Raw genomic sequence first — 24,211 nt, 5'->3', positions numbered from 1 at the left:
GTGATGACTGAATCGACCGCGGAGACAGACAGTTCGATCACCGAGTACGACGTCATCGTCATCGGAGGCGGCCCGGCAGGGGAGGTCGCCGCTCAGTACGCGACCGCCGGTTCTGACCGAACCGCCGCCATCGTCGAACACGAACTGCTCGGCGGGGAGTGCTCCTACTGGGCCTGCATGCCGAGCAAGGCACTGCTTCGCCCGATCGAAGTACATGCCGCGGCATTCAACCTCGACGGAATCAAGGTCGGCGAGAAACTCAACCCCGAGGAACTGCTGCGTCGCCGCGACACCTGGGTGAGCCAGTACGAGGACGGGGGACAGGAGAAGTGGGCGACCGGCCTCGACATCGCCGTCCTCCGGGGCCACGGGGTCATCTCCGGTGAGCGCACCGTGACCGTCGACAACGGGGGCCAATGTCAGACCGTGCGTGCGCGCCTGGCGGTGATCGTGGCCACCGGCAGCACCGCCGTGATCCCCGACCTCTTCGCCGACGCACAGCCGTGGACGTCCCGGGATGCCACCGGGGTCAGGGAGATCCCGGGCTCCTTGATCGTGGTCGGCGGCGGTGTGGTGGCCTGCGAAGCCGCCACATGGATGGCGGCGCTGGGCAGCAAGGTCACCTTGCTCTCGCGCGGATCGTTGCTGGGTAAGACCGAACCCTTCGCCGGTGAGATGGTGGCCGAGGCGCTGACCGCCGCCGGCATCGATGTGCGTCAGCACGTCGACATCACCGAGGTGCGCCGACCGGTCTCCGCGGACACCGGCATCGGCCGCATCCACGGTGACCCGGCGACGGTGGTCGCCGGTGGTGACGAGATCACCGCCGATGAAGTCCTGGTGGCGACCGGGCGCCGCCCTGCCCGCAGCGGCATCGGGCTGGACGACGTCGATGCCGAGGCGTCGTGGCTCTTCTTCGTGGGCGACGCGTCCAAGGGCCCGGCGCTCACCCACTGGGGCAAGTATCAGGCCCGCAACGTGGGTCGGCTGATCGCCGCCCGTGCCGAGGGGCGCCCCGACCCGGTCCTGCCCGACGGAGTTCCGGTGCCGCAGGTGATCTTCACCGACCCGCAGGTCGCGAGCGTGGGTCTCACCGAGCGCGAAGCGACCGACAACGGGATCGACGTGACGGTCGCCGAGATCGCCTTCGAGTCGGTGGCCGGATTCGGGCTGCTCCGCGACGACGCCCACGGCAAGGCGAGGCTGGTGATCGACAGAGCCGCCGGTGTCATCGTCGGCGCCACCTTTGTCGGTCCCGAAGTCGACGAACTCGTTCATGCGGCGACGATCGCCATCGTGGGCCGGGTTCCGGTCGACACGTTGTGGCATGCAGTGCCGTCGTACCCGACGGTCAGCGAAGTGTGGCTACGCCTGCTGGAGTCCTTGCCCGAGTCGTAGGCCGGGCACCTGCGCGCGGAATGTGAGGCAGGCGCAGGCTTTTCGTCTGGATACCGGCACTGCAACGCCTGCAGACAGACACAAAGCCTGCAAGTTTCCTGAGCCGGCTCAGGCGCGCACCACAAACCAACCGTTCGCTGATTCCAGCGAGATGTCCGTGGGCGGGGGAGATGCTGTCTGGGTGCCGCCGAGACTGAACGGTCCGCCGTCGAACAGCGCGATCTCGGCGCAGGTGAATTCGCCGGCGATCATCTCGGCATCGAAAGCGGTGATCGTGACCTCGCAGCCGGTGTGCATGCTGTCGGCGAAGTAGGCCCCGTCGACCTGCAAGCCCATGAACGCGTCCTTGACCCGATGCGGGACGGTGGCCGGCAGGTTGCCGGTGTTCTCGCCGTCCACAGTGAGCAGGAGGCCGGCAGCCGTGTCTCCGAACCGGATGTCGATCTCCTTGTCGGTGGCGAACTCGCCGCCACCCGAATCGGTCTGCACCACAACGCATTTCTCGGTTCCGTCGGACAGTTCGACGGCATACGCGGCTTCGCCGGTCTGGTAGTCGGTGGCCGGGGCGGGCTCGCCGACCGGCCCGGCCGGCGCCTTCCGCCCACATTCGCCACCAGCGGCCGGCTCCGCGCTCGTCTCCGAGGTGGACGTGATTGCCGGCGAACTGGCCGGTACGGCTTCTCCCGAGTCGTCGGAGCAGGCGGAGAGAAGCCCCAGGAACAGGGCGCTCGTCGCAAGTGCGGTGGTGGTCATTCGAGTGGTGCGGGACGCGAGCACGTGGTTCTCCTTGGCGCGGCGAGCAGGACGCACAAGAAGTTACCGCGACTTCATCGGCCGCGAAAGATCATGAATTCACTCGAATGGCATCAGGGCCGACTCCCACTCGCGAACTACAGCATCGTTCCGGGATTGAGAATGCCCAGGGGATCGAGCGCGTTCTTGATCCGCTGCGTCAGCTCGATGACGTCGGGGCCCAGCTGATCGGGCAGCCAGCCCTTCTTCAAGCGTCCGACACCGTGTTCGCCGGTGATCGTGCCGCCCAGTCTGATCGCCAGGTCCATGATTTCCCCGAACGCGAGATTGGCTCGTTCGGTCTCATCGGGATCGTTGGGGTCGTGCACGATCAGCGGGTGCGTGTTGCCGTCGCCGGCGTGCGCGATGACGGAGATCAGCACCCGCCGGTGGGCGGCGATGGCCTCGATGCCATCGATGAGATCCGGCAACTTGTGCAGCGGAACCCCGACATCCTCGAGTAGCAGGGGACCGATCTTCTCGACGGCGGGGATGGCGTACCGCCGCGCAGCGGTGAACGCCTCGCCCTCGTCGGAATCGGTGGTGGCGAACACCTCGGTGGCGCCGCAGGTGGTGAATGCCTGCTCGATGACCTCGACCTCGGCGGCTCCGGCAGCGCCTGGCGCATCGGACTGGGCGACGAGCAGGGCACCGGCGGTGCGGTCGAGGCCCATCTTCAGCTGGTCTTCGACGGCGTTGATCGCGACCTTGTCCATGAACTCGAGCATCGCGGGCCGGATGGTCGACGTGATCGCGAGGACAGCCTCGGAGGCGGCATGCACCGACGAGAAGGTGCCCACCACGGTCGACGCCGGCGGCTGTGGCGGCAACAACCGCAAGGTCACCTCGGTGATGATGCCCAGGGTGCCCTCGCTACCGACGAACAGTTTGGTCAGCGACAGCCCGGCGCTGTCCTTGAGCCGCGGTCCGCCGAGGCGCACTGCGCGCCCATCGGCGAGCACCACTTCGAGGCCGAGGACGTAGTCGCTCGTGACGCCGTACTTCACACAACACAGGCCGCCCGCGTTGGTTGCAGCGTTCCCGCCGATAGAGCAGATCTCGAACGACGACGGATCCGGCGGATACCAGAGTCCGTGTTCCTTGACCGCGGCCTTGACCTCGGCGTTGAGCAGTCCGGGCTGGCAGATCGCCGTACGGGTGACCGGATCGACGGTGATGTCGCGCATCTTCTCGGTGGTCAGGACGATGCCACCGTCGATGGCCGTGGCTCCGCCGGACAGGCCGGTGCCGGCTCCGCGGGGGATCACCGGTACGGAGTTGGCGGCGCACCACCTCACGGTCGCGACGACGTCCTCGGTGCTCGTCGCGCGGACCACCGCCATCGCGGTACCCGCGTCGGGGTCGAACGCCCGGTCCTGTCGGTAGCCCGCGACGATGTCCGGATCGGTGATCACCGTCCCCGCGGGCAGGGCCGTCACCAGGTCGTCCAACACCGTCTTCGTCGACATGTTTCGCAGCGTAATCGTCGCTGTCGGGAGGTGCCGCGAAGTCGCCGATCAGTGCCGGCGCCCGGGGTGCGTCAGCGCAGCGCGGGAGAGATGAGTGGGGAGATCTGCTGTGCCCATTCGGTCGCCTGCACCTTGGCGCTCACCTTCGACGACGCATCGTGGCGCCCGTGCTCGCCTACCTGGGTGGCGCCGAGTTCGGTGAGCTTTTCGGCCATGATCTCGCCGCCGCGGTTGTAGGTGTCGTCGTAGACGCTGTCGCCGAGGCCGAACATGGCAAAGCGGAGACCGTCGAGGGCGGGCTTCTCGTCGTCGAGGGCCTCGGCGAACGGCTCGGCTCCGGTGGGCAGTTCGCCCTCGCCGTAGGTCGAGCAGACCACCACGTAGAAGTCCTCGGCGGAAAGGTCTTCGACGGCGAACTCGGACATGTCGTACATCGACACGTCATGGTTCTCGGCCAGCACGTCGGAGATGGAATCGGAAACCACTTCGGCGGTTCCGGTCTCGCTGCCGTACAGGATCACAACAGACATCTTCTTCTCTCTCCATCCGGTCTCGTCGGCAACTGAGGGTACCCTATGTTGCGGTAGGTGCCGGGTGCCCGATCAGCGATTTTAGCGATCGACGGGTCAACTGCACAGTCCGTGCCGCCTGGGGATCGAGCCGTCTGGTGGCCTACGTGTCGGTACGGCGCGGGGACCGCGTCTGCGCAGGGATAATCACCTGACATCGCCGACTCGGCTCGATACGCTCCGGGAGACGATGTTCAAGCAAAGGAGCAGTCGATGGCCGAAGATTCAGAGACCAAACGTAAGTTCCGAGAAGCGTTGGAGCGCAAAAAGAATCGCGATCTGCCCACCGGTGATCACAAGGATTCGGCATCCAAGGCGTCCGGCCAGCACGGGCCTGAAGGCGGCCCGCATCAGTTCCGTCGCAAAACCGGGTAGTTCCGAACAGGTCATCTGCTGCCGGGGCTCGCATTACTAGGAAGTCCTAGTATATAGTGACGGGGACAACACGGCAGTAGATGACTTGTGAGGACCCCATGACCAGGCAAATCGACCATTTCGTGGACGGCGCACCGCTCGCCGGTACCAGCGGGCGCACCGCAGATGTGATGGATCCCAGCACCGGCAAGGTGCAGGCGACCGTTCCGCTGGCCAGTACAGCCGAGGTCGACGCTGCTGTCGCCGGCGCCGTCGAGGCGCAGAAGATCTGGGCAGCATGGAACCCGCAGCGTCGCGCTCGCGTGATGATGAAGTTCGTCGCACTCGTAAACGAGCACATGGACGAACTCGCCGAGTTGCTCTCCAAGGAGCACGGCAAGACCGTTCCCGATGCCAAGGGCGACATCCAGCGCGGCGTCGAGGTCATCGAGTTCTCGATCGGCATCCCGCACTTGCTGAAGGGTGAGTTCACCGAAGGCGCCGGAACCGGCATCGACGTGCACTCGGTGCGTCAGCCGCTCGGTGTGGTCGCAGGTATCACCCCGTTCAACTTCCCGGCCATGATCCCGCTGTGGAAGGCCGGCCCCGCGCTGGCGACCGGAAACGCGTTCATCCTCAAGCCGTCCGAGCGCGACCCGTCGGTGCCCGTGCGCCTGGCCGAGCTGTTCCTCGAGGCCGGACTCCCCGCAGGTGTGTTCCAGGTCATCCACGGTGACAAGGAAGCCGTGGACGCGCTGCTCAACAACGACGACGTCCAGGCCTACGGTTTCGTCGGCAGCTCCGACATCGCGCAGTACATCTACTCCAGCGCGGCCGCCAACGGTAAGCGTGCACAGTGTTTCGGTGGCGCCAAGAACCACATGATCATCCTCCCGGACGCCGACCTCGACCAGGTCGCCGACGCCTGATCGGTGCCGGTTACGGCAGCGCCGGCGAGCGCTGCATGGCGATCTCGGTGGCCGTGCCCGTGGGCGAGGCGACCGCCAACCGCCTGCGCGAGAAACTGGTCGACAAGGTCAACGCGCTGCGCGTCGGTCACAGCCTCGACATCAAGGCCGACTATGGCCCCCTCGTCAGCAAGGCTGCGCTCGAGCGCGTTAAGGACTACATCCAGCAGGGTGTGGACGCCGGTGCCGAACTCGTCATCGACGGTCGCGAGCGCGCCACCGACGACCTGACCTACGACGGTCAGAGCCTGGAAGAGGGCTACTTCATCGGGCCGACCCTCTTCGACCACGTCAAGAAAGATCAGACGATCTACACCGACGAGATCTTCGGACCGGTCGTCTGCATCGTCCGTGCCGCGGATTACGAAGAGGCCCTGGCCCTTCCGTCTGAGCACGAGTACGGCAACGGCGTCGCGATCTTCACCCAGGACGGGGACGCGGCCCGCGACTTCACTGCCCGCGTCCAGTGCGGCATGGTGGGCGTGAACGTGCCCATCCCTGTACCGGTGGCCTACCACACCTTCGGTGGCTGGAAGCGCTCCGGATTCGGCGATCTGAATCAGCACGGGCCGGCGGCGATCCAGTTCTACACCAAGGTCAAGACCATCACGACTCGGTGGCCGTCCGGCATCAAGGATGGCGCCGAGTTCGTCATCCCGACCATGGACTGAGAGACCGGCCGGTGTCTTTCGACATGGATGACGATGACAAGGTCATCGTCGACACTGCCTCGGCGTTCGCGCGCAAGAGGCTCGAGCCACACGCCCTCGACTGGGATGAGCGCAAGCACTTCCCGGTCGAGGAGCTTCGCGAGGCCGCCGAACTCGGTATGGCCGGCATCTACACAAGCGAAGACGTGGGCGGGAGCGGTCTGCGGCGGATCGACGGCGTACGGATCTTCGAGGAGTTGGCGAAGGCCGATCCCACCACAGCGGCCTTTCTGTCGATCCACAACATGTGTACGTGGATGGTCGACTCGTACGGCACGGACGATCAGCGCACCACATGGGCGGTCAAGATGGCCTCGATGGAGGCCGTCGCCAGCTATTGTCTGACCGAGCCCGCGGCCGGAAGTGACGCTGCGGCACTGCGTACCAAGGCAGTTCGCGACGGCGACGACTACCTGCTGAACGGGGTCAAGCAGTTCATCTCCGGCGGCGGCGTCTCTGACGTGTACATCGTGATGGCCCGTACCGGTGCGGAGGGTCCCAAGGGGATCTCGACGTTCATCGTTCCTGCGAATACGCCTGGACTCTCGTTCGGCGCCAACGAGCAGAAGATGGGCTGGAACGCGCAGCCCACCGCTCAGGTCATCATGGAGGACGCGCGGGTACCGGCGGCCAATCTCCTCGGTGGCGTGGAGGGTACGGGGTTCGGCATCGCGATGAACGGACTCAACGGTGGTCGGATCAACATCGCCGCATGTTCGCTCGGTGGTGCCCAGGCGGCCTACAACAAGGCCATCACCTACGTGTCCGATCGAGAAGCGTTCGGCGGCAAGCTGATCGACGAACCGACGATTCGGTTCACGCTTGCCGACATGGCCACGTCGTTGGAGACCTCCCGCCTCATCCTGTGGCGGGCCGCCGATGCGCTCGACGCCGGTCATCCCGACAAGGTCGAGCTGTGCGCAATGGCCAAGCGGTATGTGACCGACACGTGCTTCGACGTCGCCGATCAGGCGCTGCAGTTGCACGGTGGATACGGATACCTGCGTGAGTACGGTCTGGAGAAAATCGTCCGAGACCTCCGGGTGAACCGAATACTGGAGGGCACCAACGAGATCATGCGGGTTGTGATCGGCCGCGCAGAGGCGGACAAGTCGACAAAGGGGCAATACCTATGAGCACCATCGCGTTCCTCGGTCTGGGCCACATGGGCGGACCCATGGCAAAGAACTTGGTCAAGGCCGGGCACACCGTGCACGGATACGATCCGTCGCCCGAGGCTGCAGTGGCTGCCAAGGAAAACGGTGTGGAGGTGTTCGCGGGGGGCATCGAGGCGGTTGCCGATGCCGACGTGGTGATCACCATGCTCCCGCACGGCAAGGCCGTCATCGAGTGCTACGAGCAGATCCTGCCCGGCGCCAAGACCGGTGCGCTGCTGATCGACAGCTCCACCATCTCGGTCGACGACGCCCGCAAGATCCACCAGCACGCCGACGACCACGGGTTCGCGCAGATCGACGCCCCGGTCTCCGGTGGTGTGAAGGGTGCCGACGCCGGGACGCTCGCCTTCATGGTCGGAGGCGCCGAAGAGGCGTTCGTCGCCGCACAGACCATTTTGGAGCCGATGGCCGGAAAGGTCATCCACTGCGGTGACCCCGGCAGCGGCCAGGCTGCAAAGGTCTGCAACAACATGGTGCTCGCCGTGCAGCAGATCGCGATCGGTGAGGCTTTTGTGCTCGCCGAGAAGCTCGGGTTGCAGGCGCAGGCGTTGTACGACGTGATCACCGGCGCCACCGGTAACTGCTGGGCCGTGCACACCAACTGCCCGGTTCCGGGTCCGGTGCCGACCTCGCCGGCCAACAACGACTTCAAGCCGGGATTCGCCACCGCACTGATGAACAAAGACCTGGGGTTGGCGATGGCGGCGGTGGAGTCCACCGGCGCGACAGCCCCGCTCGGAGAGCATGCGGCCACCCTGTACGCGGACTTCGCGCAGGACAACGCGGGTAAGGACTTCAGCGCGATCATCGAGACGCTGCGCTGAGACTCTGCGCTGAGACGTAGGGCGTTGCGTTGAAACACGGCCTTCGGGTGCGGAAAAGTCGACCGACCGAACGCTAGTACGGCCGTTTTGCCCGCTGAATCGGTTGATGCGTGAATGATGGGAGGGACGCCCGCCGACGATCCCGAGGAGCACCCCCATGGCACCAACCCACACGCAGAAGTTCTACATCGACGGACAGTGGGTGGACCCGGTGTCCACCTCGACGCTCGACGTCATCAACCCGGCGACCGAAGAGGTCGTCGCGACGATCGCCCTCGGCGACGAGAAGGATGTCGAACACGCTGTCGCGGCGGCGCGCAAGGCGTTCGAGACGTTCTCCGAGACCACCCGCGAAGAGCGTATCTCGTTGTTGGAGAAGATCATCGAGGTGTACTCGCGGCGCCTCGGCGACCTCGCCGAAGCGGTCAGCATCGAGATGGGTGCTCCAGTGAGTCTCGCGCAGGGAGCGCAGGCGCCGGCAGGCCTGGGGCATCTCATGTTCGGCCTGGAAGCACTGAAGAACTTCGAGTTCGAGGAGAAGGTCAACTCCACCACGGTGGTCCGCGAACCGGTCGGCGTCTGCGCACTGATCACCCCCTGGAACTGGCCGCTGAACCAGATCGGCGCCAAGGTGGCCCCGGCTCTGGCCGCCGGCTGCACCGTGGTGCTCAAGCCGTCTGAGATCGCCCCGCTCAGCGGACTGGTGTTCGCCGAGATCCTCGATGAGGCGGGCGTGCCCCCGGGCGTGTTCAACCTGGTCAACGGCGACGGCCCGACCGTGGGTGTGGCGTTGTCCTCGCATCCGGAGGTCGACATGGTCTCGTTCACCGGGTCCACTCGCGCGGGCATCGAGGTGGCCAGGAATGCGGCTCCCACGGTCAAGCGCGTGGCGCAGGAACTCGGTGGCAAGTCCGCCAACATCATCCTCGACGACGATGCGCTCGCCGACTCCGTGGCGCGTGATGTCGCGGCGATGGTGGTCAACTCGGGCCAGTCGTGCAACGCGGGATCACGCATCCTCGTTCCGGCCGGGCGGATGGACGAGGCAGCTGGCATCGCCAAGGAGACGGCGGCCAAGATCGTTGTCGGATCGCCCGCGGACGAGAACACGCAGATCGGACCGGTGGTCTCGCAAGCTCAGTTCGACAAGATCCAGCGGCTGATCGAAACCGGTGTCGACGAGGGCGCCGACGTGGTCGTCGGTGGTCCGGGCCGCCCGGACGGCGTCGACGTCGGCTACTTCGTGAAACCGACGGTGTTTGCGAATGTCACCAACGACATGACCATCGCCCGCGAAGAGATCTTCGGTCCCGTGATGGTCCTCATCGGGTACCAGGACGAAGACGACGCAGTCCGTATCGCCAATGACTCGAGCTACGGGCTCGGCGGCATGGTCTCGTCCGCGGACACCGATCGCGCGCGCAAGGTCGCCCGCAAGATGCGTACCGGAACCGTGCACATCAACGGTGCCCCGCTGGCCATGGATTCACCGTTCGGTGGTTACAAGCAGTCGGGCAACGGCCGCGAGTTCGGCAAGTTCGGTATGGAGGAGTTCCTGGAGGTCAAGTCGATCTTCGGGGACAACGCGTAGCCCGGGACAGCGTTTCGCCTCGTCCGGCCATTTGAGTTCGCTAGAGTAGAACGTGTTCTAGTTTTCTTGCGAATGGAGTGGCCATGGGTCAGGTGCTCGACCGGATCGAAGAACATGCCGAGGAGATCCGCGCTGCGGGTGTCGAAGGCGACGAGTTGATGCGCCTGCCGGATTCCTCCGCGCAGCGGTTGCGGGAGTCGGGAGTGATCCGGCTCCTGCAACCGGTCGAGCACGGCGGGCTCGCTGTCCACCCCCGGGAGTTCGCCGAGACGGTCATGGGCGTCGCGGCCATGGACGGGGCCGCGGGCTGGGTGTCCGGAATCGTCGGAGTGCACCCGTGGGAGTTGGCGTTCGCCGACCCCAAGGTGCAGGAAGAGATCTGGGGCGACGACCCCGACACCTGGGTGGCCTCGCCCTATGCGCCGATGGGTGTGGCCAAGCCGGTCGACGGCGGGTATGTACTCAAAGGCCGTTGGTCGTTCTCGTCCGGCACCGACCACTGCGATTGGATCGTCCTCGGTGCGATCGTGGGCGATGCAGACGGCAGGCCGGTGATGCCGCCGACCATCCTGCACGTCTTCCTGCCCCGCGCCGACTACACCATCATCGACGACTCGTGGGATGTGGTGGGCCTGCGTGGCACCGGCTCTAAAGACGTGGTGGTCGACGGCGCCTTCATCCCCACCTACCGGACCCTCGACTCGGCAGACGTGATGGACGGTAGTGCGCCGCGGGCGGCCGGTCGCACCGAGTCGACCTATCTGATGCCCTTCAGTTGTATGTTCCCTCTTGGCATCACGTCGGCGGTGATCGGTATCGCAGAGGGTGCGCTGGCGTGTCATATTGCGGCGCAACGGGATCGGGTGGCCATCACCGGCCAGAAGATCAAAGAGGATCCGTACGTCCTCTATGCCATCGGCGAGTCGGCCGCCGAGATCGCGGCGTCCCGGGCCGCTCTGCTCGAGACGGTGGATCGCTTCTACGACAAAACCGAGGCGGGCAAAGAGATCTCGTTCGACGAGCGGGCCATCGGGCGGCGCACCCAAACCGCTGCTGCCTGGCGGGCGGTGCGGGCGGTCGACGAGATCTTCGCGCGGTCGGGCGGCGGCGCTCTGCACCGAAAGTTCCCCATGCAGAGGTTCTTTCGTGATGCGCACGCCGGACTCGCCCATGCCATCCACGTGCCGGGTTCGATCTTCCATGCATCTGCGCTCACTCAGCTCGGCGGTGAGCCCCAAGGCATGATGCGCTCGATGATCTAGCGTCCGGCGCCGGAGATCCAACGGCTCTCTGGCGCGGGACGCTGGTCGAACGGTTCTTGTGACGTCGATGTTGGTATGTCGCGCGCCGATGAACGCAGCAATAGACCCTTCTTGACTGCGATCTCCTGCTTCTAAAGCGCTCATGTGCCACCCTGCACGCGTCTTCTCTGGCTTTCGGCAAGTGTCGCAGACCCTTGATACTCTGTGCAGCGGCCTTTTGCGCGGCGATGCATGCCTTAAAATACTGTGTACCAGCACAATTGGGCAGCGCAGGCACTTGCGAACACTTGTTCGAATGGATACTCTGGAGTCAGCTGGTCGACCGGGGGGAAGTTTCCGACTACGTGACTCATGCGTATCTCCGATCAACTGATTCGATATGTGTTGTCTCCGAGGGGGTTCGGTATGCGACTTGTTGACATGGTGGACGGTGTGATCAGTGCGGTGATACCGGACGATCCGCCGGCCCTGATCGCCGTGGTCAGAGATCTGATCACGTTGCGCAATGCTGCGGAGTCGCAGTTGGTGATAGCGGCGGTGACCATCGACCGCCTGGGTCTGGCAAAGCACGCGGGATCCACGACGTCGAAGTTGTTGCAGGCCAACGGCGCGCCGCGCCGCGCCGTCGGTCGCGTCGCGGTGGCTACGGATCGGTACCGAGTTGCCGGGTTTGGATCGCACTGCTGGCTACTTCCGCGACGGATTTCTCTCGACTGAGCATGTGGATGCGGTGGTCAAAGGTGTCGGGCACATCCGTGACCGGTCACAGACCGCGGTCGATGCCGAACAAACCGCAGAGTATGAACGAAAGCTGTTGAGTCACGCGATCTCCGGCGCCCGGCCCGGAGAGATCGAGAAAGTTGCGAGGACGCTGGGCAGCAAGGTTGCGAACAACACCGGTGGGCCACCGCCCGCTGAAGATGCGTCACTGAACACCCTTGACTACGTCGTCAGCGAGGGCCGTCTGATCGGGCGGTTCAATCTTGATGGGCAGATCGGGGAGAAAATGTTCTCAGCCTTGGACTTCTGGTCCAAGGCACGTCCTGAGCCCGATGGCTCCGACGATGCCCGGACACCATCTCAACGCCGCGCTGACGCCCTGCACCAATCGTTGGATTGCGGAGGGGGCGGACAAACGCTCGTGTCGGCGCCCAGAACGGAAGTGGCGATCACTGTCCCGGCTGATCATCCCGATCAGGCGTCACTGCGGTGGATGGGGCCGGTCACCGAAGCGACCGCAGCCCTGCTCGCCTGTGACTCCACCATCACCTCGATCACCCTCGATGGACAGCAAGTACCTGTCGATCTGAGCCCACCCAAACGGCTGTTCACCGGCTTGGTGCGCAAAGCCATCATCATTCGCGACACCTGCTGTGTGAAATGTGGTGCGCCGGCATCCTGGTCGACCGCCACCACATCGAACCCTGGGCCGAGGGTGGCGCGACAACCCTGGAGAACGGGTGCCTGCTGTGCCGCACCTGCCACCGCGCAGTCCACCACACCGATTGGGACATCATCATCGGATCGGACGGGCATCCCTGGCTGATCCCACCCGCCGACATCGACCCGATGCAAAACCGCTACCGGCCTACAACCGTCGAACACTCACTCGCGCAGCCTGACCCAGGCCGCTACCCCCAGCGCACCCGAGCCGTTCTCAGGACCGCGCACGCACAGTTGACATCTTCATAGTGTGAGGCCCGTCCGGCGAACTGCGCGTGCGGACGGTGTGGCAGTAGTGGTGCTCAGATGTCGCCCGAGTGCTTTCGGACGGCATTGATCGATTTGACCAATGCCGCCGATTGCGCCTCGGTCATCCCCACGTCGCCGAAGACCTCTCGGTTGAGGGCGAGGGTCGCCTCTTCGACTGTCGTGCGGCCTGATTCGGTGATCTCGACCAGAGTGGTGCGGCCGTCGGTGGGGTGCGGCACCCGCCTGACGAGTCCGGATTCCTCGAGGCGACGGATCGCATGGGTCACCGAGGTGACGTGTACCTGAAGCCGGTCGCTCGCCTTGGTGATGGGCAGTGCACCGCGACGGCTGAAGGCCAGCAGCCGGAGGAGCTCGAACCGCGAGAAGCTCAATTCCCAGGGCTTGAGTACCGATTCCACCCTCGCCAGCAAGATCTGGTGCACCCGCATCACCGAGGTCACCGCCTGCATACCGCCGGCCACATCACCCCAGCCGGCGTTCTCCCAGTTCTTCCGGGCCTCGGCGATCGGGTCGGGTCTGACGTCGCTGGACATGCCCCCATTCAACAGCAGTCGAGCGGGCGTTTTCGCGTCTCCGTATCCGTGGCGCCGTTACCGCCCGTGCATGGCACAGTGATCATTGACACATTCGAGACAGGGGCCTAGCGTCGGAAACACCTGAGAGCTAGGAGGCTCGATGTCAGCACCAGCACGAGAAGCCATCGCGAACAGATTGCTGGCGGGTTCGGTCAAACGCTCGTATTCGCCGGTCGTCGACCTGGATTGGGATGCCCCACTCGACCCGGCCAAGTACTTCCTCCCACCGCGGGTGTGCAGTCTCTACGGCACCGAACTGTGGAACGGGCTCACCGAGGAGCAGCGGATCGAGGTCTCGCGGCAGGAGATGGCCAACATCCTCTCGGTCGGGATCTGGTTCGAGAATCTTCTGAATCGGGCTCTGCTGCAACGGCTCCTGTCCGAAGATCCGGCGTCGGCGCAGACCCACTACGCGCTGACCGAGATGGGTGATGAATGCCGGCACATGGTGATGTTCGGGCGCGCCATCGAACGAAGCGGCGCCCGGCCCTACGGATTGCTGTGGTGGGAGCGGTTGATCATGACGATGCTGCCCTTCGCGATGCGGGGGTCGCTGTTGTGGGTCGCGGCGTTGGTGGGAGAGGAGATCTTCGACGCCTTGCAGCGCGAGATGCTCGACGATCCCGAGTTGCAGCCACTGGTGTCGCGCCTGATGCGCATCCATGTCACCGAGGAATCCCGCCACATCGGATTCGCCCGTGACGCGGTGGTCCGTCGTCGCGCCGTGCGAAGCCGCTGGGAGACATTCGTGGCGGCCAACCTGCATGGTCTCGCCGCACTGCGTTTCAAATATCTGTTCACCAACTCGGCGATGTACGCGCGAGCCGGCCTCGACCGGCAAGAGGCGACGGCCGCGGCCCGAAGCAATCCGAACTTCCAGCAGATGCAGATCGTCGGGTTCTCGAGCCTGGCCGCGTTCCTCGAGGAGAACGGGCTCATGACGAGGTTCTCGCGCAGGCTGTGGCGCCGGGCCGGATTTCTCGAATGAGTGCGCTGACGGTGGGGTTCGACGGCGCCGGACCCATACTCGTCGCCGTCTGTGATCTGCTGCGGGCGTCGCCGTTGGAGATCGAGGTGGCCGCGGACTCCGGCGGTGATCACCCTGCCGACGTGGTGGTGACGTCGACGCCGGCCCCGGCAGGCACCTTCCTGGGGGTGGCAGATCCTTGGCGGCCCAACGTGTTCTACACGGGCGACGCAACCGCACCCGCACGGCTGGTGGCCGGCTATATCGTCTCGGCAATCGAGGAGATGATCGTTGCGGGGGCCGTCGAGATGCGAGTTCGGGTACCCATCGCCCGATCGTGGGCCGGATACGCCGCGGCCAACCACGGCGGCGGACGCAAGCTGATCCGAAAGCTGAAGCGCTTCGACCCCGCGGACTACGACTACCGGTCGGCGCACGACGACGAGGACATCTACGACGGCGCTGCCGTCATCGAGTACGACCTCGAGTCCGTCGCCTGTCGGATCCGGGTGGGCGGCTATTTCGACCCCCTCGACGGCCATTACCACTGGGCCGGAATCGCATTCGGCGAATCAGTCCGAGAGCTCAAGGACGCCCGCGCCCGCGACGTCCTCGTCTCCGTCGACACACGCGACGGGGTCCCGGCCCGCCTCACCGAGATCACGCCATGGGGCTCTGTGCGCATCGTCGGTGTCGGGCAACCTCCCTACGCACTCGACGACGTCGAGGTCCTGGGCTCTTCGCCGGAGCAACACCGCGTGGGCTCGTAGACTCGGACGCACGGGCGTCAAGCCGGGGTGTGAGGTCGAGGAGGAACCATGGGCAGAGAGATCGACCCAGCCAGACGCAACGCCGTGAGGCAGACGGTCGCCGCCCATCCCGGACTGGTGGTGTTCGCACTCAGTCCGGCAATCGTGGTGTTCGGCGTCCTGTGGCTGCTGACGAACTTCTGGCTCGCACTCATCGTGGGGCTTGTCGTGGGAGGCGGCGCGGCCTGGACGCTGCTGCGCAAGTAGGGCCGGCGTCATGGCTGAGCCCAGTACCCGCGTCGACAGCTGGATCTGGTCGGTCCGGCTGACCAAGACACGATCGGCGGCAGCATCCGCATGCCGGGCGGGGCATGTCCGGGTGAACGGAACCACCGCCAAACCCGCGCAACACGTCGCCGTCGGGGACGAGGTCCGGGTTCGGGCAGCGGGACGTGAGCGCATCGTCGAGGTCACCAGGGTGGTGTCCAAACGTGTCGGACCGTCGGTGGCCGCCGAGTGCCTGATCGACCGCAGCCCCCCGCCACCGCCCAAGGAACTGTTGTCGGCACTGCCCTTACGTGACCGCGGAGCCGGTAGACCGACCAAGCGGGAACGTCGAGAGACCGACCGACTGCGCGGACGTTGACGTCGCATGGGTACAAGCGGCATGCAGACACACGCCGACATCGGCAGCGGCATCTCTACACTGCAAGCTGTGGACTCCAGGGGTGGCAAGCCGACCGGAACCGGTCTGAGACGAGGACGAGCTCCGCTGCGCTACGTGGTGGTCCTGCTCGCGGCCGCGATGCTCGTGCTGACCGGTTGCTCCGACGGCGGTTCGAACGACGACAGCCCCACCACGGAGACCGAGAGCGCACCCGGCAAGGCCGGCGAGGGGCCGTTCTTCGGTGAATGCGGGGGGGTCACCACCGAGGACGTCGCACGGGTGACCAAGGTCGCCGGCCTCACCAACACGGTGAACAACCCGTCGGTGTGCGAGTGGGTCACCTCGCAAGACCAACTCGGACCCCAATTCTCCTTCAACTGGTACCGCGGCAGCCCCATCGGGCGCGAACGCGCCACCATCCAGTTGTCCCGTGATTCGGTCGAGGACATCACCATCGACGGTCACAGTGGCTTCATGGGATCGAGTAGCGGCATCTGCGAGATCGGCATCGCTTTCGGGGCCGACTTCTTCGAATGGTCGATCTCCTACGGTCTGCCCGCCGACGGTCAGAGCAACCCGTCCGACGACGACATCTGCGCCGCCGCGAAGACGCTGTCCGCCCAGTCGATCGAGAACGCCTCATGACCCGGCGCAGGGTTGTCCCCTTGATCTTGGCTCTGCTCGCAGTGGTCGCGTTGTCGGCCGGGTGCACCCGCGCGGTCGACGGTGACGCCACCTCGATCGGTGGCGGCGACGGTACGTCCGACGGCAACGTCGACACCGATCGGTTCGACGGCCTGATGTACGAGTGCGAGATGCTGACGCCGGAGGCCATCGGCAAGGCGGTCGGCGGGTCCATTGCCGAACCCGGATTCTTCGGCGCGATCTGCCGTTGGGTGGTGGCCGGTCCGGTGATCACCGACGTCACCTTCAACTGGTTCGAGTGGGGCGACATCGAAGTCGAGAAATCGACCGCAAAAGAGTTCGGTTACACCACAGAGAACATCAAGGTCGCCAGCGTCACGGCATTCACGCAGCGCAATCCGGCCCGTCCGGCTGCGTGTGGCGTCACCGCCCGTTCACCCGACCGCGGCGTCTACACCTGGTGGGTCGAGCCCCGCAGTTCCACACCGAGCGGCGACCCCTGCGCCGCGCCGACCAAGCTCATGGAACTACTTCTCGGCGGCGGGCAGTAGCGCCTGAACGCGACTCAGGGTCGTTTGGTGACGGTGACCGTCGCAGCCACCTGATCCTCGACGATCAGCCACATGCGCAGCTGATCGCCGACACGCTCTCGCCGGATGGTGACCGTGGCCGCCGGGGTGATCGCCCGGAGGTATTCGATGACGGCCCGGTGCGGGGCGTCCACCAGGTCGGGGTGGTCGAGGAGCTCGTCTTCGACCGCCGCCCAGTAGGCGGCGTTGTTCAGGTGCTTGAACGGGTCGAAGTCGGTGGCGCGCAAGACATGTACGCGGTCGCTGTCCGATGCCTCGGGCACCGGCGCGGTGTTCATCGATTTCCACCGCAGGCGGTGCTCGTCGGTGGTCTGGCTGAGCATCTCGAAGGCCTCGTCGGTCAGCCGTGTCGGCATGCCCTGGTCGTTGACGTTGATCCAGAACGCCTCGGTCTCGATCAGGCCGTCCTCGCGGGGCTCGGGGTTGAAACGGTTGGTCTCGTGGACCGATGTCACCCGCACGCGCATGTTCGTCCACCGGGTCGACAGGGCGCCGCACCACCGCTGCAGCGTCACGTTGCCCGGCCACGACACCGGGCGGATCACGTCGATGACGGTGCGCCGCACGATCCAGTAGGGGTCGCTGGTGTGAAAGGCCGTGGCCTCGATGTTGTCGTTCGCGATGTCCTGCAGGTAGCGGCTCAAGCCGTCGAGGCGTAGACGCATCTCCTGGTCGACATCACCGGTTCGCACCCGGTAGTTCGACTCGAAGTAGCTCGCGCCTTCCTTGAGTTCCGGTAGATCTGCCGGATTCATCGCGACGTCGGTCGGATCGATGGTCGATTTGTCTGGGCTCACCGGGTTCCCTTCGGTTGGGACGATGTCCGCTGCGGGATGAGCCTCGGGCAGGACTCGATCCCAAATGGGCAGCATAGGTTGCTTCATCTGGAGCGGGGTTGGCACTACCGCCAATGGGACTGACGTCCTAAAGTGTCTCAGTCGGCGGTCTGAATTGTTGCCGCCTGTGAGCAGAGAACTACGCTTGCCTTCGGTGGGTATTGGCGGCTGAGGTAAATTCAAGTAAAAATTGGAACACGTTCCATTTTCGGGGAACGCCGAGAGTACTGAGGTTGAAGGCGTATGGCGCACGTGATCACGCAGCCTTGCTGCAACGATGCCAGTTGCATCAGTGTCTGCCCGGTGAACTGTATTCATCCGACACCGGATGAACCCGAGTTCGCCAGCGCGGAAATGTTGTACATCGATCCCGACACCTGCATCGACTGCGGTGCTTGCATCGATGAGTGCCCGGTGGAGGCGATCTTCCCCGACGACTCGCTCGACGAGGGCCAAGAGCGTTACCTGCAGATCAATGCCGACTACTACACCGACCACGACGTATCGGGTGGTCTGGTCGCACCCCGCAAGAAGCCCCCATTGCCGGCAGGCAAGGAACTCCACGTGGCGATCGTGGGTGCTGGGCCCGCCGCGTTCTACGCCGCCGAAGAACTCGTGAAGCACTCCGCCATCAAGGTGGACATGTTCGATCGTCTGCCGACGCCGTACGGGCTCGTGCGTGCGGGTGTGGCACCAGACCATCCGTCCACCAAGGGTGTGGAGAAGACGTTCGCGGCCACTGCTGCCAAGCGCACGTTTGAGTACTACCTCAACGTGGAGGTGGGCAAGCACCTCGATCACGATGAGCTGCTGGACCACTACGGAGCGGTCATCTACGCGCACGGCGCCTCCACGGACAAGCACCTCGGTATCGACGGTGAAGACCTGCCCGGCTCCATCGCCGCCACCGACTTCGTGGCCTGGTACAACGGTCACCCCGATCACGCGGACCGCGACTTCGACCTGTCGGCCGAGCGCGCGGTGATCGTCGGCAACGGCAACGTGGCGCTCGACGTCGCCCGGATCCTCCTCGACGACCCCGACCGGCTGGCCAAGACCGACATCGCGGATCACGCGCTGGACAAGTTGCGCTCCAGCAACGTTCGAGAGGTCGTGCTGCTGGGCAGGCGCGGTATCGCACAGGGCGCGTACACGAACTCCGAGTTCCTCGCGATGGGGGACATGCCCGGGGTGGACGTCATCATCGACCCCGACGAGCTTGTGCTGGATGCCGCGAGCCAGGAAGCCCGCGACGCCGGCACCCTCGACTCGACCATCGCAACAAAGGTGCGCATTGCCGAGGAGTTCGCACAGCGCACCCTGACCGACGGCAACAAGAGCGTGGTGTTCCGATACCTCGTCTCACCGGTGGCCATCGAAGGGTCGGACGGCGTCGAAACCGTCCGTTGCGTTCGCAATGAGTTCGTGAATTCGCCCGACGAAAGTGCCGATCACGCCGGCCAATCGCCCAGGCCTGCATCGGGACGTGTCGCGATCACGCCGACCGGTGAAGAGTTCGACCTGAAGGCCGGCATGGTGTTGCGTGCCATCGGCTACACCGGGCTGCCGCTGGACGGCTTGCCGTTCGACGGAGCCCAGGGCGTTGTCCCGAACGAGTCGGGCCGCGTGCTCGATTCGAGCGGCGGCAGTCCCGTGGAAGGTGTGTACGTGGCCGGCTGGATTAAGCGAGGTGCCACCGGTGGCATCGGCATGAACCGGATCTGCGGTCAGGAGACGGCGCTGGCCGTGATCGCCGACTTCACCGAGGGCAGACTTTCCGAACCGGCCAAGTCGCGCGAGCAGATCCCGGATCTCATCGCCGAACGTGGCGCGGGCCGAGTGGACGGGTCGGGGTGGAAGAAGATCGACCTTGCCGAACGGACCGCGGGCAAGGAAGCCGGAAGGCGCCGGATCAAGTTCGTCACCATCGAGGCGATGGAATCGGCGGCAAGGGCCTAGTGGTCGCGGTCATGCGGCGCGGTCCGAGGACCGACGCCATCGGTGTGCCCCCTTTTTCGCCGGTGAGCGAGGCAGGTACCGGGCAGCTAACGTTACGGCCAAGAATGGCCCGGTATGAAAGGTCCCAATGCGTATAGCACTGCTGTCTTACCGGAGTAAGCCACACTGCGGAGGACAGGGCGTCTACGTACGCCACCTTTCGCGAGAACTCGCGTTGCTGGGCCATCAGGTCGAGGTCTTCTCCGGGCAGCCCTACCCCGATCTCGACGACGAGGCAGTCGCTGCCGGCGTCACCCTGACCAAGGTGCCGAGCCTCGACCTCTACAACGACGTGAATCCGTTCCGGACGCCATGGCCGTGGGAGATCAAGAGCTGGATCGATGCGCTCGAGGTGCTCACGATGTGGACGGCGGGGTTCCCCGAGCCGCTGACGTTCAGTCTTCGTGCGGCTCGTCTCCTGCGTCGCCGCACCGACGATTTTGACGTGGTGCACGACAACCAGTGCTTGGGGTACGGCCTGCTGCAGATCGAACGCAGTGGTCTGCCCGTGGTCGCGACCATCCACCACCCGATCACCCGTGATCGCGAACTCGCCGTTAAAGCCGCCAAGGGGTGGCGCAAGCTGACGGCCCGCCGCTGGCACTCATTCCTGCGGATGCAGGGCCGCGTCGCACGGCGAATTCCTCGGCTGCTCACGGTATCTCGCAGCAGCGAGGTCGACATCCGCAAGGCTTTCGCCATTCCGGAGGGCCGGCTCACCACCATCCCGCTGGGCGTGAACACCGAACAGTTCCGGCCGTCGCCGGAGCGGGTCGCCGGGCGCATCGTCTGTGTTGCCAGTGCTGATGCGCCGCTCAAGGGGGTCTCGTACCTTCTCGAGGCGGTCGCGAAGGTGCGGGCGGAACGGCAGGTCGAACTGGTCCTGGTGTCCAAGTTGGTCGAGGGCGGTCCGTCGGACACCCGGATCGACCAGCTGTCCATCCGCGACAGCGTGCAGGTGGTGTCCGGCCTGGACGATGACGAGCTCGCCGACCTCCTGGCATCGGCCGAAGTGGCTTGTGTGCCTTCGCTTTACGAGGGCTTCTCGTTGCCGGCGGTGGAGGCGATGAGCTGCGGTACGCCGCTGGTCGCCACCCGCGCCGGGGCGATCCCCGAAGTGGTGGGCGAGCAGGAAGAAGCGGCGCTGCTGGTACCGCCGATGGATTCAGGTGCCCTGGCCGAGGCGCTGGGCAGACTGCTCGACGACTCCGAGCTGCGCACCCGCCTCGGCGAAGGTGGCCGGGCACGGGTGGAAGAGCGTTACAGCTGGGCGGCGGTCGCCGCGAAAACGGCTGAGAACTATCAAAAAGCGATCGATCAGTTTGCTCGAGGAGGCAGCGTTGCTAACCGTTGATTTTGATCGACTGGGCGTAGGACCGAACACCAAGGCCATCGATATCGGTGCGGGGCAGGGGCGGCACTCGTTCGAGATGTTCCGGCGCGGCGCCGATGTGATCGCATTCGATCAGTCCGAGAGCGACATGTCCGAAGTTGCCGAGATGTTCGACGCGATGATCGCCGAGGGGCAGGTACCGGCTTCGGCCAAGGCCCGCGCCGAGGTCGGTGACGCGCTGCGGCTTCCCTTCGGTGACGGGGAGTTCGACGTGGTGCTCATGTCGGAGATTCTCGAACACATCCCCGACGACACCGACGCATCTCCGAGATGGCCCGGATCCTGGCGCCCGGCGGTCTGGCCGCCGTGACCGTTCCGCGGTACTGGCCCGAGAAGGTGTGCTGGACGTTCTCGGACGAATACCACGCCAACGAGGGTGGGCACGTGCGCATCTACAAGGCGTCGGAACTGGCCGGAAAGCTCAGTGCCGCGGGGCTGGAGGTGACCGGCACCGGTCACGCCCACGCGCTGCACGCGCCCTACTGGTGGCTCAAATGTGCTGTGGGAGTGGAGAAGAACGACCATCCGCTGGTCAAGGCCTACCACAAGCTCTTGGTGTGGGACATGATGTCGGCGCCCAAGCTCACCCGCGTCGGCGAGCAGGTGCTCAACCCGGTCTTCGGCAAGAGCGTGATCATCTACCTGCGCAAACCGGCTGATCTTCCGACCTCCGCGTCCGGCTCCGGCTCCGATGACGGGTCGAGCTCCGCCTCCGGCTCCGTCTCCGATGACGGGTCGAGCTCCGCCTCCGGCTCCGTCTCCGATGACGGGTCGAGCTCCGCCTCCGGCTCCGTCTCCGTCTCCGTCTCTGACTGAGCATGACGCCGATCCCTGAACTCGCGGACCTGATCAGCGCCGAAGAATGCCTGGCCACCGGGCGGGCGATCGCGGCGATGCAGGAAAGCACCGGCGCGATGCCCTGGTTCCCGGGCGGTCAGACCGACCCCTGGGATCACATCGAGTCGGCGATGGCGCTCAGCGCCACCGGCTTGATCGCCGAGGCAGAGGCGGCGTACGAATGGTCGCGGCGTACCCAGCGCGCGGACGGGTCGTGGGCGATCCGCACCGTGCTGGGCACGGTGACCGACCACAACACCGACAGCAACTTTTGCGCCTACGTGGCGGTCGGGGTGTGGCATCACTACCTGATCACCGGTGATGACCGGTTCCTGCAGAAGATGTGGCCGATGGTGTGCTCGGCCATCGACCTGGTGATCAAGTTCCAGGCGCCCGATGGCCAGATCTATTGGGGCGCAACATATCCACTGCCCGATCAGTCGTCCGGTACGTACCCGGGGATCTATCACGAAGCTCTCATCACGGGGAACTCGAGCATCCACCAGGCACTCGGATGCGCGGTATCGATCGCCGAGGAGCTGGGTCAGCCGGCCGAGGCGTGGGAGGCCGCGCAGACCAGACTCGGACACGCGCTGCAGAGCCACCCCGAACTGTTCGCCCCGAAGTCCGAGTACTCGATGGACTGGTACTACCCGGTGCTCGGCGGTGCCGTCCGCGGCCGTGCCGGGCAGGAACTGATCGCCCAGCGGTGGGACGACTTCGTTGTCACCGACCTGGGCATCCGTTGTGTCGATCATCGCCCGTGGGTGACCGGCGCCGAGACCTGTGAGCTGGTCTTGGCTCTTGATGCACTCGGCGACGTCGCGGACGCGACCGCTTTGCTCTCGGACATGCAGCATCTGCGAGACCCGGACGGCTCGTACTGGACCGGTCTGGTGTTCGCCGACGGCAAGCGGTGGCCGGTGGAGAAAAGCTGCTGGACCTCGGCGGCGGTGGTGCTGGCGGTGGACGCGCTGAGCCGTACGACGCCTGCCAACGGCATCTTCCGCGACGCCGATCCGCTTGCGGACGGCCCAGGTCTGCACAAGTTGGCCAAATATAGAACGTGTTACTGTCTGTCTGCCTAGACTGGTGTCCAGGCACCGGTCCATGACCGGTTTGGAGCTGCAGCAGGAGGCACGATGGACTTCGGGATCGTCCAGTTCACCAGCGACCGGGGCTTGGCTCCGGCCACGTTGGCACCTTTGGTGGAAAACGCCGGTTTCGACGCGTACTTCGTACCGGAGCACAGTCACATCCCCACCAAGCGGGATGCCGCACACCCACAGACCGGCGACTCGTCGCTGCCCGACGACCGCTACATGCGCACCCTCGACCCGTGGGTGTCGCTCAGTGGGGCGGCAGCGGTGACCAGCCGGATCCGGCTCGGTACCGCGGTGGCGCTGCCCGTCCAGTCCGACCCGATCACCCTGGCCAAGATCATCGCGACACTGGACCATCTGTCGGGTGGCCGGGTCACCCTCGGTGTCGGGTTCGGATGGAACCTCGACGAACTCTCCGACCACCACGTGCCGCCGAAGCGCCGTCGCACGATGCTGCGTGAGTACATCGAAGCCATGACCGCGTTGTGGTCGCAGGACGAAGCCGAGTTCGCCGGGGAGTTCGTGAACTTCGGTCCCAGCTGGGCATGGCCGAAAACCGTCCAGCAGCCGTCGCCGCCCGTCCTTGTCGGAGCCGCGGGCAACGAGAAGAACTTCAAGTGGATCGCCAAGAGCGCGGGTGGCTGGATCACCACGCCGGGCGAGCAGGACATCGAGGCATCGGTGGTGTTGCTCAAGCAGATCTGGGCCGACGCCGGTCGCGAGGGGGATCCGCAGATCGTGGTGCTCGACTTCAAGCCAGTGGCCGAGAAGCTGGACAAGTGGCGCGAACTGGGCGTCACGACTGTTCTGTACGGAGTGCCCGACGACAGCGAAGAACGTGCCGGCGCCTACCTGACCAAACTGGCCGGGAAACTGGGACTGAGCCCGGCGACGGTATGACCGCCGATCGGGCCGTAACGGCCGTCGACCGGGCCGTAACGGCCGTCGACCGGGCCGTAACGGCCGTCGACCGGGCCGAAATGTCCGTCGATCGGGCCGAAATGTCCGTCGATCGGGCCGAAA

General features: G+C 65.3%; 24 protein-coding genes and 2 pseudogenes. 21 read left to right on the top strand and 5 right to left on the bottom strand.

Annotated features, from left to right (window positions below; genetic code table 11):
* Positions 1-3 precede the first annotated feature (3 nt).
* Positions 4-1,398: an NAD(P)/FAD-dependent oxidoreductase gene (locus tag W823_RS32400; RefSeq protein WP_023954198.1), complete on the top strand. Its 1,395-nt coding sequence runs from the start codon at positions 4-6 to the stop codon at positions 1,396-1,398.
* Positions 1,399-1,506: 108 nt separating this feature from the next.
* Here W823_RS32400 and W823_RS32395 read toward each other — a convergent pair whose 3' ends face one another.
* The 3 genes from W823_RS32395 to W823_RS32385 all read right to left on the bottom strand — a co-directional run bounded on the left by W823_RS32395 (position 1,507) and on the right by W823_RS32385 (position 4,189).
* Positions 1,507-2,175, bottom strand: coding sequence for a hypothetical protein (locus tag W823_RS32395; RefSeq protein ID WP_152537951.1), 669 nt, complete (start codon positions 2,173-2,175; stop codon positions 1,507-1,509).
* A 113-nt stretch (positions 2,176-2,288) separates the two neighbouring features.
* The gene (locus tag W823_RS32390) at positions 2,289-3,659 is read right to left on the bottom strand and encodes an FAD-binding oxidoreductase (RefSeq protein ID WP_023954194.1); all 1,371 of its coding nucleotides are present in this window, start codon (positions 3,657-3,659) and stop codon (positions 2,289-2,291) included.
* 71 nt (positions 3,660-3,730) lie between these two features.
* Entirely contained in the window at positions 3,731-4,189 is a 459-nt protein-coding gene (locus tag W823_RS32385; RefSeq protein ID WP_023954192.1) for a flavodoxin domain-containing protein, read from the bottom strand.
* 252 nt (positions 4,190-4,441) lie between these two features.
* On the opposite strand from W823_RS32385, the gene W823_RS57945 reads away from it, so the two are divergent.
* From W823_RS57945 to W823_RS59450, 9 genes and pseudogenes are all read left to right on the top strand, one after another.
* Entirely contained in the window at positions 4,442-4,603 is a 162-nt protein-coding gene (locus W823_RS57945) for a DUF5302 domain-containing protein (RefSeq protein WP_023954190.1), read from the top strand.
* 98 nt (positions 4,604-4,701) lie between these two features.
* Positions 4,702-6,221: pseudogene (locus W823_RS32380) on the top strand (CoA-acylating methylmalonate-semialdehyde dehydrogenase).
* Between the two features lie 23 nt (positions 6,222-6,244).
* A complete protein-coding gene (locus W823_RS32375; RefSeq protein ID WP_031331122.1) occupies positions 6,245-7,396 on the top strand; it encodes an acyl-CoA dehydrogenase family protein in 1,152 nt (383 codons plus the stop codon).
* Positions 7,393-8,262, top strand: coding sequence for a 3-hydroxyisobutyrate dehydrogenase (mmsB, locus tag W823_RS32370; RefSeq protein WP_023954186.1), 870 nt, complete (start codon positions 7,393-7,395; stop codon positions 8,260-8,262). Before W823_RS32375 ends, mmsB begins: the two co-directional genes overlap by 4 nt.
* A 157-nt stretch (positions 8,263-8,419) precedes the next feature.
* Positions 8,420-9,853: an aldehyde dehydrogenase family protein gene (locus tag W823_RS32365; protein ID WP_023954184.1), complete on the top strand. Its 1,434-nt coding sequence runs from the start codon at positions 8,420-8,422 to the stop codon at positions 9,851-9,853.
* 83 nt (positions 9,854-9,936) lie between these two features.
* Entirely contained in the window at positions 9,937-11,115 is a 1,179-nt protein-coding gene (locus W823_RS32360; RefSeq protein ID WP_023954182.1) for an acyl-CoA dehydrogenase family protein, read from the top strand.
* A 405-nt stretch (positions 11,116-11,520) separates the two neighbouring features.
* Positions 11,521-11,832, top strand: coding sequence for a hypothetical protein (locus W823_RS58555; RefSeq protein ID WP_235189338.1), 312 nt, complete (start codon positions 11,521-11,523; stop codon positions 11,830-11,832).
* A complete protein-coding gene (locus W823_RS32355) occupies positions 11,786-12,661 on the top strand; it encodes a DUF222 domain-containing protein (RefSeq protein ID WP_235189337.1) in 876 nt (291 codons plus the stop codon). Before W823_RS58555 ends, W823_RS32355 begins: the two co-directional genes overlap by 47 nt.
* Positions 12,565-12,807 carry a hypothetical protein gene (locus tag W823_RS59450; protein ID WP_369792566.1) on the top strand — a complete coding sequence of 81 codons (243 nt, stop codon included), beginning with the start codon at positions 12,565-12,567 and terminating at the stop codon, positions 12,805-12,807. Before W823_RS32355 ends, W823_RS59450 begins: the two co-directional genes overlap by 97 nt.
* A 53-nt stretch (positions 12,808-12,860) precedes the next feature.
* Here the strand turns inward: W823_RS59450 and W823_RS32350 are convergent, their stop codons facing one another.
* Positions 12,861-13,361, bottom strand: coding sequence for a MarR family winged helix-turn-helix transcriptional regulator (locus tag W823_RS32350; protein WP_023954180.1), 501 nt, complete (start codon positions 13,359-13,361; stop codon positions 12,861-12,863).
* Between the two features lie 142 nt (positions 13,362-13,503).
* Here W823_RS32350 and W823_RS32345 point away from each other — a divergent pair, with 142 nt between their 5' ends.
* The 6 genes from W823_RS32345 (at position 13,504) to W823_RS32330 (ending at position 16,982) form a co-directional block, all read left to right on the top strand.
* Positions 13,504-14,391, top strand: a complete 888-nt coding sequence (locus W823_RS32345; protein WP_023954178.1) for a diiron oxygenase — start codon at positions 13,504-13,506, stop codon at positions 14,389-14,391.
* Positions 14,388-15,140, top strand: a complete 753-nt coding sequence (locus W823_RS32340) for a DUF4873 domain-containing protein (protein ID WP_152537950.1) — start codon at positions 14,388-14,390, stop codon at positions 15,138-15,140. Before W823_RS32345 ends, W823_RS32340 begins: the two co-directional genes overlap by 4 nt.
* A 48-nt stretch (positions 15,141-15,188) precedes the next feature.
* Complete coding sequence (locus W823_RS32335) at positions 15,189-15,386, top strand: hypothetical protein (RefSeq protein WP_023954174.1); 198 nt, start codon at positions 15,189-15,191, stop codon at positions 15,384-15,386.
* 10 nt (positions 15,387-15,396) lie between these two features.
* Positions 15,397-15,765, top strand: a complete 369-nt coding sequence (locus W823_RS0127475; protein ID WP_031331119.1) for an RNA-binding S4 domain-containing protein — start codon at positions 15,397-15,399, stop codon at positions 15,763-15,765.
* Between the two features lie 69 nt (positions 15,766-15,834).
* Complete coding sequence (locus W823_RS0127470) at positions 15,835-16,431, top strand: DUF3558 domain-containing protein (protein ID WP_235189336.1); 597 nt, start codon at positions 15,835-15,837, stop codon at positions 16,429-16,431.
* Complete coding sequence (locus tag W823_RS32330) at positions 16,428-16,982, top strand: DUF3558 domain-containing protein (RefSeq protein ID WP_023954172.1); 555 nt, start codon at positions 16,428-16,430, stop codon at positions 16,980-16,982. The genes W823_RS0127470 and W823_RS32330 overlap by 4 nt, the downstream gene beginning before the upstream one ends.
* 14 nt (positions 16,983-16,996) lie before the next feature.
* On the opposite strand, the gene W823_RS32325 is transcribed toward W823_RS32330, so the two are convergent.
* A complete protein-coding gene (locus tag W823_RS32325; protein WP_031331116.1) occupies positions 16,997-17,776 on the bottom strand; it encodes an acyl-[acyl-carrier-protein] thioesterase in 780 nt (259 codons plus the stop codon).
* A 324-nt stretch (positions 17,777-18,100) separates the two neighbouring features.
* On the opposite strand from W823_RS32325, the gene W823_RS32320 reads away from it, so the two are divergent.
* The 5 genes and pseudogenes from W823_RS32320 to W823_RS32300 all read left to right on the top strand — a co-directional run bounded on the left by W823_RS32320 (position 18,101) and on the right by W823_RS32300 (position 24,088).
* Positions 18,101-19,816 carry an FAD-dependent oxidoreductase gene (locus W823_RS32320; RefSeq protein WP_023954168.1) on the top strand — a complete coding sequence of 572 codons (1,716 nt, stop codon included), beginning with the start codon at positions 18,101-18,103 and terminating at the stop codon, positions 19,814-19,816.
* A gap of 127 nt (positions 19,817-19,943) precedes the next feature.
* The gene (locus W823_RS32315; protein WP_023954166.1) at positions 19,944-21,209 is read left to right on the top strand and encodes a glycosyltransferase family 4 protein; all 1,266 of its coding nucleotides are present in this window, start codon (positions 19,944-19,946) and stop codon (positions 21,207-21,209) included.
* Positions 21,196-21,920, top strand: a pseudogene (locus tag W823_RS32310) (class I SAM-dependent methyltransferase); the annotation flags it as partial. The gene W823_RS32315 and the pseudogene W823_RS32310, both read left to right, overlap by 14 nt.
* A 146-nt stretch (positions 21,921-22,066) precedes the next feature.
* Positions 22,067-23,173: a prenyltransferase-like family protein gene (locus W823_RS32305; protein ID WP_023954164.1), complete on the top strand. Its 1,107-nt coding sequence runs from the start codon at positions 22,067-22,069 to the stop codon at positions 23,171-23,173.
* 54 nt (positions 23,174-23,227) lie between these two features.
* Entirely contained in the window at positions 23,228-24,088 is an 861-nt protein-coding gene (locus tag W823_RS32300) for an LLM class F420-dependent oxidoreductase (RefSeq protein WP_023954162.1), read from the top strand.
* Positions 24,089-24,211 lie beyond the last annotated feature (123 nt).

The sequence above is a fragment of the Williamsia sp. D3 genome (assembly GCF_000506245.1).
In the GTDB taxonomy this organism is placed as follows: domain Bacteria; phylum Actinomycetota; class Actinomycetes; order Mycobacteriales; family Mycobacteriaceae; genus Williamsia; species Williamsia muralis.
Note: the sequence above shows the minus strand (reverse complement) of the source record. Positions and strands in the feature narration are given on the sequence as shown.